The 16221-nt window shown below is 69.9% G+C and carries 14 protein-coding genes, 1 rRNA gene and 2 riboswitches; of the genes, 3 read left to right on the top strand and 12 right to left on the bottom strand.

The features are described 5' to 3' along the window. Nucleotides 1-438 precede the first annotated feature (438 nt). A complete protein-coding gene (locus tag KHP12_RS44385) occupies nt 439-1026 on the top strand; it encodes a hypothetical protein (protein ID WP_211834537.1) in 588 nt (195 codons plus the stop codon). Between the two features lie 263 nt (nt 1027-1289). Then, on the top strand, nt 1290-1496 hold the full coding sequence (locus KHP12_RS44380; RefSeq protein ID WP_037964925.1) for a DUF5999 family protein: 207 nt from the start codon (nt 1290-1292) through the stop codon (nt 1494-1496). A 91-nt stretch (nt 1497-1587) separates the two neighbouring features. Here KHP12_RS44380 and gcvP read toward each other — a convergent pair whose 3' ends face one another. After that, entirely contained in the window at nt 1588-4503 is a 2916-nt protein-coding gene (gcvP, locus tag KHP12_RS44375) for an aminomethyl-transferring glycine dehydrogenase (RefSeq protein ID WP_211834536.1), read from the bottom strand. Nucleotides 4504-4568: 65 nt separating this feature from the next. After that, a riboswitch (glycine riboswitch) is annotated at nt 4569-4692 on the bottom strand. A 1-nt stretch (nt 4693) separates the two neighbouring features. Next, a riboswitch (glycine riboswitch) is annotated at nt 4694-4791 on the bottom strand. 147 nt (nt 4792-4938) lie between these two features. Here gcvP and KHP12_RS44370 point away from each other — a divergent pair. Continuing rightward, nucleotides 4939-5256, top strand: coding sequence for a PRC-barrel domain-containing protein (locus tag KHP12_RS44370; protein ID WP_020873604.1), 318 nt, complete (start codon nt 4939-4941; stop codon nt 5254-5256). Here KHP12_RS44370 and KHP12_RS44365 read toward each other — a convergent pair. From KHP12_RS44365 to rrf, 11 genes are all read right to left on the bottom strand, one after another. Continuing rightward, nucleotides 5232-6758, bottom strand: coding sequence for a DNA polymerase IV (locus tag KHP12_RS44365; protein WP_211834535.1), 1527 nt, complete (start codon nt 6756-6758; stop codon nt 5232-5234). The two genes, KHP12_RS44370 and KHP12_RS44365, sit on opposite strands and share 25 nt — an antisense overlap. A 103-nt stretch (nt 6759-6861) precedes the next feature. Beyond that, nucleotides 6862-7488 carry a MerR family transcriptional regulator gene (locus KHP12_RS44360; RefSeq protein ID WP_086884569.1) on the bottom strand — a complete coding sequence of 209 codons (627 nt, stop codon included), beginning with the start codon at nt 7486-7488 and terminating at the stop codon, nt 6862-6864. A gap of 167 nt (nt 7489-7655) precedes the next feature. Then, entirely contained in the window at nt 7656-8129 is a 474-nt protein-coding gene (locus KHP12_RS44355; RefSeq protein WP_014058684.1) for a bifunctional nuclease family protein, read from the bottom strand. Between the two features lie 52 nt (nt 8130-8181). Further along, nucleotides 8182-8934 (bottom strand): transcriptional regulator FtsR, encoded by a 753-nt coding sequence (gene ftsR / locus KHP12_RS44350; protein WP_086885122.1) that lies wholly within the window; start codon nt 8932-8934, stop codon nt 8182-8184. 17 nt (nt 8935-8951) lie between these two features. Further along, nucleotides 8952-9779 (bottom strand): FHA domain-containing protein, encoded by an 828-nt coding sequence (locus KHP12_RS44345; RefSeq protein WP_372455271.1) that lies wholly within the window; start codon nt 9777-9779, stop codon nt 8952-8954. A gap of 130 nt (nt 9780-9909) precedes the next feature. Continuing rightward, nucleotides 9910-10803 (bottom strand): DUF881 domain-containing protein, encoded by an 894-nt coding sequence (locus KHP12_RS44340; RefSeq protein ID WP_211834993.1) that lies wholly within the window; start codon nt 10801-10803, stop codon nt 9910-9912. A gap of 521 nt (nt 10804-11324) precedes the next feature. Next, nucleotides 11325-11657 (bottom strand): small basic family protein, encoded by a 333-nt coding sequence (locus KHP12_RS44335; protein WP_014058688.1) that lies wholly within the window; start codon nt 11655-11657, stop codon nt 11325-11327. Then, nucleotides 11654-12580 (bottom strand): DUF881 domain-containing protein, encoded by a 927-nt coding sequence (locus tag KHP12_RS44330; protein ID WP_086885123.1) that lies wholly within the window; start codon nt 12578-12580, stop codon nt 11654-11656. The genes KHP12_RS44335 and KHP12_RS44330 overlap by 4 nt, the downstream gene beginning before the upstream one ends. A gap of 116 nt (nt 12581-12696) precedes the next feature. Continuing rightward, nucleotides 12697-15192 carry a mannose-1-phosphate guanyltransferase gene (locus KHP12_RS44325; protein WP_037964941.1) on the bottom strand — a complete coding sequence of 832 codons (2496 nt, stop codon included), beginning with the start codon at nt 15190-15192 and terminating at the stop codon, nt 12697-12699. Between the two features lie 114 nt (nt 15193-15306). After that, nucleotides 15307-15915, bottom strand: coding sequence for a cardiolipin synthase ClsA (gene clsA / locus KHP12_RS44320; RefSeq protein WP_086885124.1), 609 nt, complete (start codon nt 15913-15915; stop codon nt 15307-15309). Nucleotides 15916-16062: 147 nt separating this feature from the next. Beyond that, nucleotides 16063-16179, bottom strand: a 5S ribosomal RNA gene (rrf, locus tag KHP12_RS44315). Between the last annotated feature and the right edge of the window lie 42 nt (nt 16180-16221).

The following is a 16221-nucleotide window of genomic DNA, read 5'->3' as shown; positions in this document are numbered from 1 at the left end:
CCTCCTCGAGTGGATCATCGGCGCCAGTGGTGTGCACACCACGCTCGATGATGCCCACCAATGTGATCGATAACGCCCCGCGATCCCCACCCAGCCGATAGGCTCTGGGGAACTGCGCATTGCGCTGGAGAAATGGACCAGCGAGTTCCAGCCTACCGCGCGGGGTTCAAAATGCCAGGTCATATCCGTTCATCTGGCACTGAATCGGGGAAAATCCCCGCCTTCCCGGGGTCTGGATATCCTCTTGTCGGCGATATCGGCAGCGGCTAGACGAAACACAACGGGAACACTTGTCGTATAAACTCGGCTAACGAGGCAGAGAGATAACGCCCGAACGGTCTGTTCCGGCTCCCCTCTGACCCGTGTTCCACCGACAGCGCCGCCCAAACCCGGCCCGCTATCGCTTCACCGTGTCTTCAAAGCGAGAGGCGACCCACCATGCCGCTGCATGTGCCCCAGGCCCCCGCGCCCGCCCTGCGCAGCGTCCTCACGGCCCTTGATTCCCCCACCGCCGTCCGCGAGGCCCGCACCCCCGTGCTCTCCACGCTCACCGGCCCCTTCGAACCCGAACTCCCGCTCCCCGTCCATATCCTGGACGACATCACCGCCTCCGACGGCCCGCCGCGCACCCGGCTCACCGGCTGGCGATTCCTGATCCGCGACGGCGACCGTACGGTGGCCGCCGCGGAGGCGATGCTCACCGCCGACGGCTGGGCCTTCTCGCACTTCTCCGAGGGCCCCTATGTCAGCTCGGCCGAACTCGCCCTGAGCGAGGCCGAGTCGCTGCCCTCGGCGTACCAGCCGCGGCTGCTGTCCATCCCCGAGCTCTACATGGTCACGCTCTGGCTGCACGGCGACCTGACCGCGGACGGCGCCGAAGGCGGCCTCGGCGCCGGGGACCTGCTGGTGCCGCTCGCCCCGGCCCCGCCCGGTATCGCGGCGCACCGGGCGCACCGGGCAACCGATCTGCTGCCCGTCCTCACTCACCGGCTGACCCGCGCCCCCTTGCTTGGCTCACCCGCCTGACCTGGGCCTTCACCAGGCCGGGAGCGCCCCGTGACCGCCGGGTCACGGGGCGCTCCGCAGCATCCTCGTAACAGTCCGGCCGCGATGAACCGTCCGGGCGGGTGATGCGTCATTATCTAGCGAGACCGGTACCGCGAAATCCCTGCGGATTCCAGGCCGCAGGGCAACACTGGAGCAATCGACCGACTCAACCACGGGGGGCGGCCATGAACGCCGCAGCGAGCCGCAGGACCTTCACCACTCCGCAGCGAAAGAACCCTGTCATGTGCCAGCATCAACCACCCTGCCCGTCAGCCGACTCCGCCGACCGGGAGGCCGCCCATCTGGTGGCGCACCACCCGGAGCAGGGATGGAGCCTGCTGTGCAATGGCGTCCTGCTCTTCGAGGACACCGGTGAGCTGCTGCCGGACGGGCGCGTGATCGCGCCGTGCCGACCGCTGGGTTCCGAGCACGTCGTCACCGCGGCCTGACGGTCGCCGTCGACGGCACGTACATATCAGGGGCCGGCCCGGCGCATCCGCCGAACCGGCCCCACTGACGCATCGTCGGGCTCAAGCCCTCTCAGCCCTCGTAGGACTCCAGCGGCGGGCAGGAGCAGACGAGGTTACGGTCCCCGTAGGCCCCGTCGATCCGCCGCACCGGCGGCCAGTACTTGTCGGCCGCCGAGACCCCGGCCGGGAAAACCGCTTCCTCCCGGGAGTACGGGTGGCCCCACTCCCCGGTCAGCGACGCCGCCGTATGCGGGGCGTTCCGGAGCGGATTGTCCTCCTTGGCCCACTCGCCGGAGCCGACCTTCTCGATCTCGGCCCGGATGGCGATCATCGCCTGGCAGAACCGGTCCAGCTCCGCCAGGTCCTCGCTCTCGGTCGGCTCGATCATCAGCGTCCCGGCGACCGGGAACGACATCGTCGGCGCGTGGAAGCCGTAGTCGATCAGGCGCTTGGCCACATCGTCCACGGTCACCCCGGTGGCCTTCGTCAGCGGACGCAGATCCACGATGCACTCATGTGCCACCAGGCCGCCGGGGCCGGTGTAGAGCACCGGGTAGTGCGGCTCGAGGCGCTTGGCGACGTAGTTGGCGCCGAGCACCGCGACCTGGGTCGCGCGGCGCAGCCCCTCGGCGCCCATCAGCCGGATGTACGCCCAGGAGATCGGCAGGATCCCCGCGGAGCCCCACGGCGCGGCCGAGACCGGGCCGACGCCGGTGGCCGGTCCGGCGGCGGGCTGTAGCGGATGGTTGGGGAGGTAGGGCGCCAGGTGCTCGCGCACCGCGATCGGGCCGACGCCGGGGCCGCCGCCGCCGTGCGGGATGCAGAAGGTCTTGTGCAGGTTCAGATGCGAGACATCGCCGCCGAACCGGCCCGGCTCGGCGAGCCCGACCAGCGCGTTGAGGTTGGCGCCGTCCACGTAGACCTGGCCGCCCGCGTCATGCACGGTCGCGCAGATCTCGGTGATGTGCTCCTCGAACACCCCGTGGGTGGAGGGGTAGGTGACCATCAGGACGGCCAGCTGGTCGCCGTACTGCTCGATCTTGGCGCGCAGGTCGTCGGTGTCCACCTCGCCGTCCTGGCCGGTCTTGACCACGACGACCTTCATACCGGCCATCACGGCGCTGGCGGCGTTGGTGCCGTGCGCGGAGGACGGGATGAGGCAGACGGTGCGCTGGGTGTCCCCGTTGGCCCGGTGGTAGGCGCGCACCGCCAGCAGTCCGGCGAGCTCGCCCTGGGACCCGGCGTTCGGCTGGAGCGAGACCTTGTCATAGCCGGTGACCTCGGCCAGCCGCTCCTCCAGCTCACGGATCAGGGTCAGATAGCCCTGGGCCTGCTCGGCCGGTGCGAAGGGGTGCAGCGCGCCGAACTCCGGCCAGGTGACCGGCTCCATCTCGGCGGTCGCGTTGAGCTTCATGGTGCAGGAGCCCAGGGGGATCATGCCCCGGTCCAGGGCGTAGTCCCGGTCGGCCAGGCGGCGCAGATAGCGCAGCATCGCGGTCTCGGAGCGGTGCTGGTGGAAGACCGGGTGGGCCAGATAGCCGTCCTGGCGCAGCAGGGCCGCGGGCAGCGCGTCCGGCGCCGAGGCGTCCAGCTCGTCGATCCCGGGGATCCCGGAGGCGTTGCCGTGGCCGCCGTCCACCCCGAAGGCGGACCATACGGCGGCGAGCTGCGCGCGGCCGGTGGTCTCGTCGCAGGCGATGCCGACGTGGTCGGCATCGGTCAGCCGAAGGTTGACCCCGGCCTCGCGGGCCGCGGCGACGACCTCGACGGCCCGGCCCGGCACCCGCGCGGTGAGGGTGTCGAAGAACGCGCCGTGCACCACCTCGACACCGCCGGCCCGCAGCCCCTCGGCGAGCACGGAGGCGTAGCGGTGGGTGCGGCGGGCGATCGCCGCGAGCCCGTCCGGGCCGTGGTAGACGGCGTACATCCCGGCCATCACGGCCAGCAGCACCTGTGCGGTGCAGATGTTGCTGGTGGCCTTCTCCCGGCGGATGTGCTGCTCACGGGTCTGAAGCGCCAGCCGGTACGCCTTGTCGCCGTCGGCGTCCACCGAGACCCCGACCAGCCGGCCGGGCAGGTTGCGGGCGTAGGCGTCGCGCACCGCCATGAAACCGGCGTGCGGCCCGCCGAAGCCCATCGGGACGCCGAACCGCTGGCTGCTGCCCACCGCGATGTCCGCGCCCAGCTCACCGGGCGAGGTGAGCAGGGTGAGCGCGAGCAGATCGGCGGCGACGGTGACGACGGCGCCCAGCTCATGGGCGCGCTCGACGAGCGGGCGCGGATCGCGCACCACACCGGAGGCGCCCGGGTACTGGAGCAGCACGCCGAAGACCCCGCGCTCGGCGATCTCATCCGGGATGCCCTCGGCCAGGTCGGCGACGACGACCTCGACACCGGTCGGCTCGGCGCGGGTCCGTATGACCGCGATGGTCTGCGGCAGACAGTCGGCGTCGATCAGGAAGACGCCCTCCTTGACCTTGCCGACGCGCCGCGACAGCGCCATCGCCTCGGCGGCCGCGGTGGCCTCGTCCAGCAGCGAGGAACCGGCCGTGGGCAGCCCGGTCAGATCGGCGACGACGGTCTGGAAGTTCAGCAGCGCCTCGAGCCGGCCCTGGGAGATCTCCGGCTGGTAGGGCGTGTACGCGGTGTACCAGGCGGGGTTCTCCAGCACATTGCGCAGGATCACCGGCGGAGTGTGGGTGCCGTAGTAGCCGAGGCCGATCATCGACGGCAGCACCTGGTTGCGGTCGGCGAGCGCGCGCAGCTCGGCGAGGACCTCCGGCTCGCTGCGGGCCGGCGGCAGGGTGTCCAGCGCCTCGGTGCTCTTGATGACGTCCGGTACGGCGGCCTCGGTGAGCTCGTCCAGCGAGCCGAAGCCGACCTGGGCGAGCATCTTGGCCTGTGCCTCGCCGTCCGGGCCGATGTGACGCTGCTCGAACGGAGTACCGGATTCCAAGTCGGAGAGTGCGATGCGATTGGCGGTCATCTCAGGGGGCCTCCTGGTCTGTGACGACCTACGAGGGGCACCGCGGCTCGGGTGCCCGGACGGCCTCCCCCTCTGTCATCTCAACCTGAGAGCTTCACCGGTCCATATACCGCTGACCGGTTTTCACCGTCGGTGAGGAGGGGTTCCGGAACTCTGCTCGCCCGTGGCCCACCCTGCTTTCCAGAGTGACCTCACCCGCACGGTACGTGTGCCTGAGAGATTCCGGGGAGGGTTTGCTCCTTCGGCGCCTCCGACAGCGTCGGCGGAGGACTCTCCCGCACGGGGTCTACAGCCACAGTCAGCGTACCAGCGGTTCTGCCACGGGGAACGGTCGCGGGCGTTCGAGTGGCCGAGTGCGGCGATGTGGCTTTTTGTAGGTAGCAATGGGCACTTGCTAACTGCTTGTTCATCTGTTTGCCACCTGTGGGAGAGAGCGTGCAGACCGATATCGACCCGCGGACCCTGATCGGCCGCAAGGCATTCGACCGCGAGGGCGCCAAGATCGGCACCGTGGACGAGGTCTATCTCGACGACGCGACCGGCGAGCCCGAATGGGCGGCGGTACGCACCGGACTGTTCAGCCGGGACGTCTTCGTGCCGCTCGAACCGAGCGAGGTCGTCGGCGACACCCTGCGGGTGCCGTACGACCGGTCCCTGATCAAGGACGCCCCGGACTTCGGGGTGGGCCGCCATCTCTCCCCGGAACAGGAGCTCCAGCTCTACCACCACTACGGCCTGGACGTCACGGGCTGACCCGGCCCCCGGCCGGGCTCGGGCCCGCTGGCCCCCGGGGTCGGCCCGTCCGGGCCTCCGGCCTCCTCCGCTTCCGCCTCCGCCTCCGCGTCCGGCCGCAGCAGCGGCAGCGGGTCGGCGGGCTGTAGCGCCGGGTCGTCCACGGGGAACGTCCGTACCCGGCCCGGCGGCGACCACGGCTCCTCGAAGCGCACGGTCACCCGGCCCACTCCGCTCCCCTGCACCCAGCCCGCCCCGTACTCGGCGTGCCGTACATCGGAGCCCGGGAGCCAGCGCCGCGGCTTCTCAGCGTCCTCAGAAGCCTCTCCCGCGCCCTCTCTCACGGGCTCCGGTCTCTCGGGGCCCGGAGGGCGCCCGGCGTCTCCCAGGGCCTCATGAGCGGCTTGGGCGGCCTGAACCGCTTCCGCGGCCTGGGCGGCCTGGGCGGCTTGGGCGGCTTGGGCGAAGAGATCCTCCTGCGTGAAGTCCGCCAGACCGCTGACGCCGACCCCCAGCAGCCGCACGCCCGCCGTCGTCTCCACCCCGTCGATCAGCCGCGCCGCGGCCTCCCGCACCACCGCCGGGTCGTCGGTCGGCCCGCGCAGGGTCTCCGAACGGGTGAGCGTGGAGAAGTCGTACCGCCGCACCTTGATCACGACCGTCCGCCCCGAGCGGCCCGCCTCGCGCAGCCGCCGCACACAGCGGTCGGCGAGCCGCGCGATCTCCAGCTGCACCCGGGTGCGGTCGGTGAGGTCGACGTCGAACGTGTCCTCGACCGAGATGGACTTGGCGTCCCGCTCGGCGACGACGGGCCGCTCGTCCCGGCCCTCGGCCATCAGGAACAGCGACGCGCCGTGGGCCCGGCCCAGCAGCCGCACCAGCTCCGCCTCGCCCGCCTCCCGCGTCTCGGCCACGGTGTGGATCCCGGCCCGGCGCAGCGTCTCCGCCGTGGCGGGGCCGACGCCCGGGAGCGTCCGCACCGACATCGGGCCGAGCAGTTCGCGCTCCGTACCGGGCTCGATGACCACCAGGCCGTCCGGCTTGGCCTGCTCCGAACCAATCTTGGCGAGCATCTTGGAGCCGGCGAGCCCCACCGATCCGGTCAGCCCGGTGACCGCCTTGATGTCGGCCCGCAGCCGCTCCGCCACGGCGCGCGCCGCCTCGACGGTGGGTTCGGTGCCGCCCGCCTCCAGGTCGACGAACGCCTCGTCCAGGCTCAGCGGCTCCACCAGGGGCGACAGGGTGTGCAGCAGGGTCATGACCGCGTCGCTCACCTTGCGGTAGAGCGCGAAGCGGGGGATGAGGAACGCCGCGTTCGGACACAGCCGGCGGGCCTGGGCCATCGCCATGGCCGAGTGCACCCCGAAGACCCGGGCCTCGTAGGAGGCCGTGGCCACCACACCACGCGGCCCCAGACCCCCCACGATCACCGGCTTTCCGCGCAGGCTGGGCTTGGCCGCCTGCTCCGCCGAGGCGTAGAAGGCGTCCATGTCCAGATGGAGAATCGTCGGCGCACCCCTCACACCTCCGATGCTGCCGCACACCACTGACAATGGGGCGGGCAACGGCCGGGGGGGCGCGCCCGGGGGCGCCGATCCGTCCCCCGGGGCGCTCAGGCGAAGGTTTCTAACCGGCCCGGTTCCGGCGCGCCGCGAGCTCGTCGGTCGGGTTGTGCCGGACCAGCGTCTCGCCGGTGTCCACGCGCTCGCCGTGCAGCTGGGACAGCGCGCTCTCCACATCCCGCCACACGACGCCCACGGCAATCCCGAAGACGCCCTGGCCGCCCTGGAGGAGGTCCACGACCTCATCGGGCGAGGTGCACTCGTAGACGGTCGCGCCGTCGCTCATGAGCGTCATCTGGGCCAGGTCGTCGAGCTCCCGGGCACGGAGGTGCAGCACCGCCGCCCGGATGTTCTGGAGCGATACGCCGGTGTCCAGCAGCCGCTTCACGATCTTGAGGACGACCACGTCCCGGAAGCTGTAGAGCCGCTGGCTGCCCGAGCCGTAGGCCGGGCGGACGCTCGGCTCCACCAGCCCGGTGCGGGCCCAGTAGTCCAGCTGGCGGTAGGTGATGCCCGCGGCCGCACACGCGGTGGGTCCGCGGTATCCGATCCGCTCCGTCCCCCCCGCGGCGGGCTCACGCGGCGGTGCGGCCTGTGCCGCGACCCGCGCCTTCAATGCCGGATCGGCCGATGCGCTCCCCTGGAGCGCATACGGACCTCCGGCCGCCGTGCCGTCGCCGGTGCTTCTCACGCCGACCTCCGTCCTCGACCTGCCATCTTGAAGGTAGGCAGTCACCCGGGGTGCGTCAACGATCGCCACACTCGGCACGCCGAGTGATAATCACCCTAAGAGTGGTTTCCCGTGTCCCTCGTCCGGGAAAGGCTACTCGAATGCGCAAGCGAGGACCGGCATACAGTTCACTGGCTGCTGGTTCCGAAGTCCTCCGGCGAGATCTGGTCGAGGAACTCGCGGAACTTCTCCACCTCGTCCTCCTGCTCGTCCGGGATCGCGATCCCGGCGTCGTCCAGCACGCCGTCACTGCCGTAGATCGGCGTTCCGGTGCGCAGCGCGAGCGCTATGGCGTCGGACGGCCGGGCGCTGACCTCCACGCCGCTGGCGAAGACCAGCTCCGCGTAGAAGACCCCCTCGCGCAGATCCGTGATCCGGACCTCCGTGAGCTGCTGGCCGACCGCTTCGAGTACGTCTTTGAAAAGATCATGGGTCAGCGGGCGCGCCGGAGCCATGCCCTGCTGAGCGAAGGCGATCGCGGTCGCCTCACCTGGTCCGATCCAGATGGGGAGGTAGCGGTCGCCTCCCACTTCACGCAGGAGCACGATCGGTTGGTTGGAGGGCATTTCCACCCGGACACCCACGACGTCGAGCTCGTTCACACAGCAACCCTAGGACGTGCCCGGCCGGTTTGGATAGTCGGGGCCCGGTCGGTCACCGCTCCTGGACCCTCAGAGCCGACCGCACCAGGGCCGCGTGCAGCCGTACGGAGAGCGTGGCGAGCTCCCGCACACTGGCCTCCGCATGCGCTCTGGTCTGCGGATTTCTATGCAACCGCAGCGGGGCGACCACCTGCTCGACCATTCCGGCCTCACGCTCGGCGGAGGCTTTCATGATTCGCAGATGACGTGGTTCCAGGCCGAAACGACCGAGCTCGGCGATGAGCCGGGCGACAGTCACCGCCTCGATGTCGTACCCGCCGTCCGCGGTCGGCGCGAGCAGCCCGTACGACTCCCATTCGGCCAGCTCCGCCTCGCTGACCTCGGCCGTTGCCAGCAATTCGGCCCGGCCGACCCGGGCGGCCGTGGGGCCGTCCGGGGCCGCGCCGGGGCCGCCGTCGAGCGGCCCCGGCTGCCGCACTCCCTGCGAAACGGCAGGAAGCTGCAATGGCTCACCCCGCTCCAGGGCGTCCAGATGCTCCCGGATGACCTTGAGCGGCAGGTAGTGGTCACGCTGCATCCGGAGGATATGGCCGAGCCGCTCCACATCCCGCTGGCTGAATTTGCGGTAGCCGGACGGCGTCCGCCGCGGCTCCACCAGCCCCTCCGACTCCAAGAAGCGGATCTTGGAGATGGTGACCTCGGGGAACTCGTCCCGCAACAGATTCAGCACGGTGCCGATGCTCATCGACCGGCCGTCCGTGGAGGCGGTGCCGGTATCGGCACCGCCCGACGGTGTCTGAAGCATGGACCTCCCCTGACGGGTCAGATGCCGACGCCCCGCTGGCTCGGGTAGAAGACCAGCCGGTACTTACCGATCTGCACCTCGTCCCCACTGGTCAGGACCACCGGCGCGTCGATCTGCTCCCGGTTGACATACGTCCCGTTGAGGCTGCCGACGTCCGAGACGGTGAAGCTGCCGTCCTGGCCGCGCCGGAACTCCACATGGCGGCGGGAGACCGTCACATCGTCCAGGAAGATGTCGCTCTGCGGATGACGGCCCGCCGTGGTGACATCACTGTCCAGCAGGAAGCGGCTGCCGGAATTCGGCCCGCGGCGGACCACCAGCAGGGCCGACCCCAGGGGCAGCGCCTCGACGGCGGCCTGCGCCTCCGGGCTGAGCGACGGCAGCGGCGTCTGCCCGGTCACCTCGGAGTCGTACGCCTCGAGACCCGAGATCGAAATGGTGGAGGTGGTCTCCGAGGCACGCTCGGAGGGCGCGCCGCCCCGCAACGGGGCGCCGCAATTGGAGCAGAACCGGCTGGCCTCCGCGTTCCGGTGGCCACACCGCTGACAGACCGGCAAGCCGAACCCTCCACCACTGTGAGAGGCCGATGGGTCCTCGAAACCTATGGGCCCGGCCGCGGAGGGGTCAACAGACGCGCCCTGCCCGCCGACCTGGTCACGGAAGAGCGGGCGCTCCTCGGTTCCCCCTCCGCTCTCCTCCGCGGCGCGCGAGGCGCGGTGGCGAGCGGTACTGCTGCCGCCATCCTGGCGGGCACTCTTACCGAACAACTTCCCGAACAACTTCACGGGCGATTCCCCTTGACTGAAACAGACCCGCCCGTGGGGCAGGACAAACCCTCGATGCACACACCAGACGGTCCGGACATCCTCACAACGTCCGTGACCACCAGACAGTTTCCATCACGCGCGGATCTTCCGGTGCGTTGACCCCCCGCGTCCACATGGTCTCCCCGAGAGACCCTCATTTCGAACCGCCTCACCGTGATGACGACCGAGCGTAGTCAGGCCGCTTCGCCGATCGCAAGGCATCCACAACGATCTTCTTCTCCCGCTGCACGGACACAGTGGCCTGCTCCTTCTCCAGGCTCTGCACCACCCCGCCCGGGATGTTCAGGGCCGGCTCCAGATCCTCCGGCTTGCCGATCACCTTCACAACATACGGTCGCGTCACTTTCCGTCCATCGATCCGGATCGCGCCACCGCTGTCCGAGAAGTAGGTGCCGGCGACCACGCGCACCGTGCCGATCTGGATCGCCTCGGCGCCCGCCGCGCGCAGCTCCTGGACCGTGTCGAGCAGCATGTCCGACTCCACGGAGCCCCGGGAGTCGTCGATGGTGATCGTGATACCAGGACCCTGTGCTGCCACCGTACCCGCGAGCACGCCCAGCTGCTGCTCCTTCTGAAGCGTCTGTTTCCGGGCCTCCTCGGCCTGGTCCGAGCTGTTCTCCAACTCGGTGCGCTGGTTCTCGAGGCGGCGCTTCTCGTCCTGGAGCCGCTGGGTGCGCGAGTCCAGCTCATCGAGGATCCGGACCAGGTCCTCCTGCCGGGCGCCGCGCAGCACGCTGTTCTCGTTGGTCGAGCGCACCTGGATGGCGAGGCCCAGGCCGAGCCCGAAGAGCAGCAGGGCGACGATCAGCTGCGCACGGGTGAGCCGCGGCGGCCATACGCCCTTCCACAGCCGCTGGCGGCCGGTCAGGGCCTCCTCCCGGCTCCGGTCGGCCCCGGGCCCCCCGGGGCCGGAAGCAGGGCCGGGGGCGGGCCCCACACGCTCTCCGGAGTCGCTCCGGGACCCGTCGGCGGGCCGGGGGCCCTCGGCACGCGCCCCGGGCGTGTCCGCCGTGACGGACCGGCCCTGGGCCTGCGGCGGCAGGGCCTCGGGCAGTACGGCCTTGGGCAGGGGCGTCCTGAGCGCGAGATCCTTGAAGCCGCCCGGCGGGGGCGTGGCGGGCCTGCCCGGCCGCTCCGCGGGCGCGTCACGGCGCTCGGGCTTCCGCTCGGGCGACGGGGTGCCCGGGCGCGGCGGCCCGGCCGCCGAGGGCCGCTTGAGCTCGCCCCGCTCCTGGGGCTCCCCGGGGCGCGTGGGCCGCTCCGGCGTCTCCGGCCGACGCGCCGGCTCGGGCGACCGCCGGGGCGGCTCAGCGGCCTTCTCGGGCGTGTCGGCCTTCGCCGCTTGGTGCGGCGTGTCGGCGGACTGCTCGGCCTTCGCGTCCCTCTCGGCCGGTCGCGGCGTGTCGGCGGACTGGTGCGGCGTCTCGTCCGACTGCTGTCGCGGCGTGTCGGCGGACTGCCGTGGCGTTTCGGCCGGCTGTCGCGGCGTGTCGGCCTGCCGTCGGATTTCGGCCGACTGTGCGCTCTCGGGCTTCTCCGGGGTGTCGTCGGTCGTCATCGGCCTCACGCCCGGAACACATGGCGGCGGATCGCGGCCGCGTTGGAGAAGATCCGGATACCGAGCACGACCACGACCCCCGTCGACAGCTGGGCACCGACGCCCAGCTTGTCACCGAGGAAGACGATCAGCGCGGCCACCACCACATTGGACAGGAACGATACGACGAAGACCTTGTCGTCGAAGATCCCGTCCAGCATCGCCCGGAAGCCCCCGAAAACCGCGTCGAGTGCCGCCACGACGGCGATCGGCAGGTAGGGCTCGACCACCGTCGGCACCACGGGTCGGACCACAAGTCCGACCACGACTCCCACGATGAGCCCCAATACGGCGATCACGATGTGCCCTTCCCTGTGTCGGCGTCACCCTTGCCGGAACCACCGGCTATCGGCTCCGCGGTGCGTACGATCAGGCTCGGCGCGGCCGGAAGCCGGAGCGAGTCCTGGGCGGAAATGCTCGTACGGATGTCATAGTTCTGCTGGAGCACATGCAGGTACTGTCCGTCCGCACTGTTCTGGAAAGCGGTGCTCAGCCGCTGCCCGTCCCCCACCGCGAGCACCGTATACGGCGGCGCCAGCGGCTTGTTGTCGACCAGTATGGCGTCTCCCGCGGCCCTGATCGCCGAGAGCGCCGTCAGCCGCTGCCCGTTGATCGAGACGGCCTCCGCGCCCGACTCCCACAGGCCGTTGACGACACGCTGCATGTCGTGGTCGCGCACCCGGCCGGTGTCGGAGAAGTCGGCGCTCTCCCGTGGTCCCCCGCCGCCGCCCGCCGCGCCCTTGGCGTCGTCGACCACCAGCTTCACCCCGGGGCCCGTCACCTCGTTGGCCCCCGAGAGCAGCGCCACCAGATCGGCCTTGGCCCCGCCGTGCTTCTCCAGTGCCTGCCGCTGCTTCTCCCCGACCTCGCCGCGGAGCTTGTCCACGCTCCGGGCGAGCTTGTCCGCGTTCGAGTTCCCCGTCTCGATGCGGTCGATCAATTCTCCCCGCTCCTTGGCCAGCGTCGGCGCCGATATCCGCGCCTCGGCGGCCCCGATGGTGATGACGACCGCGACCAGGACGAGACCGAAGGCCAGCCCCAATTTGGCCCGCACCGTGCGCGGCAGGCCCGAGCGACCGGTCTCCCCGCGCCGCGCGGCGGCCTCGGCGTAGCCGTCGTCAAGGCTGTGGTCCATCACATTGGTCAGCAGCGACATGGACGCGTCGAGGCGCGGGCGCGGGCGCGGCGATGCTGTGCTCCGAACGGGGGGCTGCTGCGACATGCCGCACATCGTCGCACGTGGGGGCCGCCGCCACCGAATGGCCCCTCCGGCGTGCCGGATCCGGGCCCTCGGGACGGCGGCCCCACGCGCTCAGACGTGCTCGGGCGGCCCCGGGATCAGCGCCCCGCGCTGTCCACGACGCTGGACCACTCGTCCAGCAGGGCCTGCGCGGACGCGTCGTCCGGGCCCTCCGCCCACAGATGGGTGACCGCCTCGGCCGGGTCGGGCAGCACCATGACCCACCGCCCGTCGGTCTCCACGACCCGCACCCCGTCGGTGGTGTCCACGGAACGGTCCCCCGCGGCCTCCACCACATGCCGCATGACCAGGCCCTTGACCGCCCAGGGGGTAGCCAGATCACGCCGCTGGACATGCGCCCGCGGAATCCGCGCATCGATCTGGCTCAGCGTCAGCTGAGTGCGCGCCACCAGCCCGATCAGCCGGACGAAGGCGGCCGTGCCGTCGAAGACGCTGCTGAACTCGGGGATGATGAATCCGCCGCGCCCGTCGCCTCCGAAGATGGTGGACTCCGACCGGGCGACCCGGGTCAGATCGTCCGCCGCGGTGGTCGTCCACTCCACCTGTGTGCCGTGGTACGCCGCCACCTGCTCGGCGATACGGGTCGTGGTCACCGGAAGCGCCACCCGCCCGCTCCGCCGCTCCGCGGCCACCAGGTCCAGCATCACCAGCAGCGCCCGGTCGTCCTCCACGATCCGGCCGCGCTCGTCGACGAGCGAGAACCGCTCACCGACCGGGTCGAACCGCACTCCGAACGCGGCACGCGCCGAGGCGACGATCTCGCCGAGCCGGGCCAGCCCCGACCGGCGCGCGTCGGCGGTCTCCGTCGGACGCGACTCGTCCAGGCCGGGGTTGATGGTCAGCGCGTCCACCCCGAGCCGGCCCAGCAGACTGGGCAGCACCAGCCCGGCGCTGCCGTTGGCGGCGTCCACGACGACCTTCAGACCGGACTCGGCGATGCCGCTGATGTCCACGGCGCGCAGCAGCGAGCCCGTGTACGAGTCGAAGACGCTCGACGGGAAGCTGAGGTCACCGATCTCGCCCGGGAACGCCCTGCGGTACTCCTGGCGGGCATACACCCGGTCCAGCTTCCGCTGACCGCCCGCGGAGAGATCGGCGCCCCGCTCGTCGAAGAACATGATGTCGACCGAGTCGGGCACCCCGGGCGAGGTCCGGATCATGAAGCCGCCGGCGCTGCCGCGCGCGGTCTGCTGCCGGGCCACCGGCAGCGGCACGTTCTCGAGGTCCCGTACGTCGATGGCGCTGGTCTGGAGGGCGGAGATCATCGCCCGCTTGAGCGCCCGCGCACCCCTGGAGTGGTCACGCGCCGTGGTGACCGTGGAGCCCTTTTTGAGGGTCGTGGCGTACGCCCCGGCGAGCCGCACCGCGAGCTCCGGGGTGATCTCCACATTGAGGATGCCGGAGACACCGCGGGCGCCGAACAGATGGGCCTGCCCCCGGGACTCCCAGATCACTGAGGTGTTGACGAACGCGCCCGCCTCGATGGTCTTGAACGGATAGACCCGGACATTGCCCTGGACGATCGATTCCTCGCCGATCAGGCACTCATCGCCGATGACGGCCCCGTCCTCGATCCGGGCGGCGCGCATGATGTCGGTGTTCTTGCCGATGACACAGCCGCGCAGATTGCTCTGCTGGCCGACGTACACATTGTCGTGCACCACCGCCTTGTGGAGGAAGGCGCCGCTCTTCACCACGACATTGGAGCCGACGACGGTGTGCTCACGGATCTCGGCACCGGCCTCCACCTTGGCGTAGTCGCCGATGTAGAGCGGACCCCGGAGCACGGCCTCCGGATGCACATCGGCCCCTTCGGCGACCCATACGCCGGGCGAGATCTCGAATCCGTCGAGTTCGACGTCGACCTTGCCCTCGAGAACGTCCGCCTGGGCCTTCACATAGCTCTCATGGGTGCCGACGTCCTCCCAGTAGCCCTCGGCGACATAGCCGAAGATGGGCTTGCCCTCCTTCATCAGCTGGGGGAAGACATCTCCGGACCAGTCGACCGGGACATCGGGATCGACATAGTCGAAGACCTCCGGCTCCATGACATAGATGCCGGTGTTGACGGTATCCGAGAAGACCTGGCCCCAGGTGGGCTTCTCCAGGAAGCGCTCGACCTTTCCGCCCTCGTCGACGATGGTGATACCGAACTCGAGCGGATTGGGAACGCGAGTCAAGCAGACGGTGACAAGGGCGCCCTTTTCCTTATGGAAATTGATCAGATCCGTAAGGTCGAAATCCGTCAGGGCATCACCCGAGATCACCAGGAAGGTGTCGTCCTTGAGTGCTTCCTCCGCGTTCTTGACGCTTCCCGCGGTGCCGAGTGGCTTCTCCTCATTCGCGTACGTGAGCTCCATGTCGAGCTCCTCGCCATCACCGAAGTAGTTCTTGACGAGGGAGGCGAGGAACTGGACTGTCACCACGGTCTCGCTGAGACCATGCCGCTTGAGCAGCCGCAGCACATGTTCCATGATCGGCCGGTTGGCCACGGGCAGCAGCGGTTTGGGCATGGTCGAGGTCATCGGGCGCAGACGAGTCCCCTCGCCCCCTGCCATCACGACGGCCTTCATATCGGAAGCGTCCTCCTTGAAGAGACGACGGTCATGCCGACCGCGCACGCCCGATGGCCCTTACACCTGAAGTGGCTATGGGCCCCGGCCTCTATAGACGCCGCTACGGCGAGCTCAGTCGGCCGCGGTGTCCGCCTTGACGAGTCGGCGGACCTGAACCACGTAGAGGACTCCTGCCCACCAATAGAGTGTTGTACCCCATCCGGCGAACGCCCATCCGAAAATAGCGGCGGTCGTGTGAAGCCCGCCACTTCCCTCACTCAGAAGGAGCAACGGGAAGGCGTACATCAGGTTGAAGGTGGCCGCCTTGCCGAGGAAGTTCACCTGCGGCGGCGGATAGCCATGGCGCCGGAGGATGCCCACCATCACCAGCAGGACCAGCTCTCGCGCGAGAAGGGCCGCGGTGAGCCAGAGGGGCAGGATCTCGCGCCAGGTGAGACCGACAAGAGTCGACAGTATGTAGAGGCGGTCGGCCGCCGGGTCGAGAAGCCGGCCGAGACGGCTGATCTGGTTCCAGCGACGGGCCAGCTTCCCGTCGAGATAGTCGCTGATACCGCTGAGCGCCAGTACCAGCAGCGCCCAGCCGTCGCTGTTGGGCCCGCCGAACTCGGGCCGGAGGATCAGCCACAGGAAAAGCGGCACGCCGACGAGGCGCGCAGCGCTGAGGATGTTCGGGATGGTGAGCACACGATCCGTCTGGACGCGTGTCTCCTGTACCTCCACCCGGGAGCCTCCCGTGAGAAACAGGCCGATGATGCTCCATGACTCTACCGGTAGGCCCGCACAGGCCCCGCACCGGGGCGTAGTGGACATGGGCACAAAAAGACCCCGATGGGAATGAATTTCCCATCGGGGTCTTTTTGAAGATTTGTTCGGCGGCGTCCTACTCTCCCACAGGGTCCCCCCTGCAGTACCATCGGCGCTGAAAGGCTTAGCTTCCGGGTTCGAAATGTAACCGGGCGTTTCCCTAACGCTATAACCACCGAAACACTATGAAGTTGAACCGGACCCAGCCCACACAAAGGGGGC

Origin of the sequence: Streptomyces asiaticus (genome assembly GCF_018138715.1) — a bacterium.
Lineage (GTDB): Bacteria > Actinomycetota > Actinomycetes > Streptomycetales > Streptomycetaceae > Streptomyces > Streptomyces asiaticus.
Note: the sequence above shows the minus strand (reverse complement) of the source record. Positions and strands in the feature narration are given on the sequence as shown.

Coding starts and splice junctions, on each gene's coding strand:
- KHP12_RS44385 (WP_211834537.1), top strand. CDS start 439: ATGCCGCTGCATGTGCCCCAGGCCCCCGCGCCCGCCCTGCGCAGCGTC.
- KHP12_RS44380 (WP_037964925.1), top strand. CDS start 1,290: ATGTGCCAGCATCAACCACCCTGCCCGTCAGCCGACTCCGCCGACCGG.
- gcvP (WP_211834536.1), bottom strand. CDS start 4,503: ATGACCGCCAATCGCATCGCACTCTCCGACTTGGAATCCGGTACTCCG.
- ftsR (WP_086885122.1), bottom strand. CDS start 8,934: ATGCTTCAGACACCGTCGGGCGGTGCCGATACCGGCACCGCCTCCACG.
- KHP12_RS44330 (WP_086885123.1), bottom strand. CDS start 12,580: ATGTCGCAGCAGCCCCCCGTTCGGAGCACAGCATCGCCGCGCCCGCGC.
- KHP12_RS44325 (WP_037964941.1), bottom strand. CDS start 15,192: ATGAAGGCCGTCGTGATGGCAGGGGGCGAGGGGACTCGTCTGCGCCCG.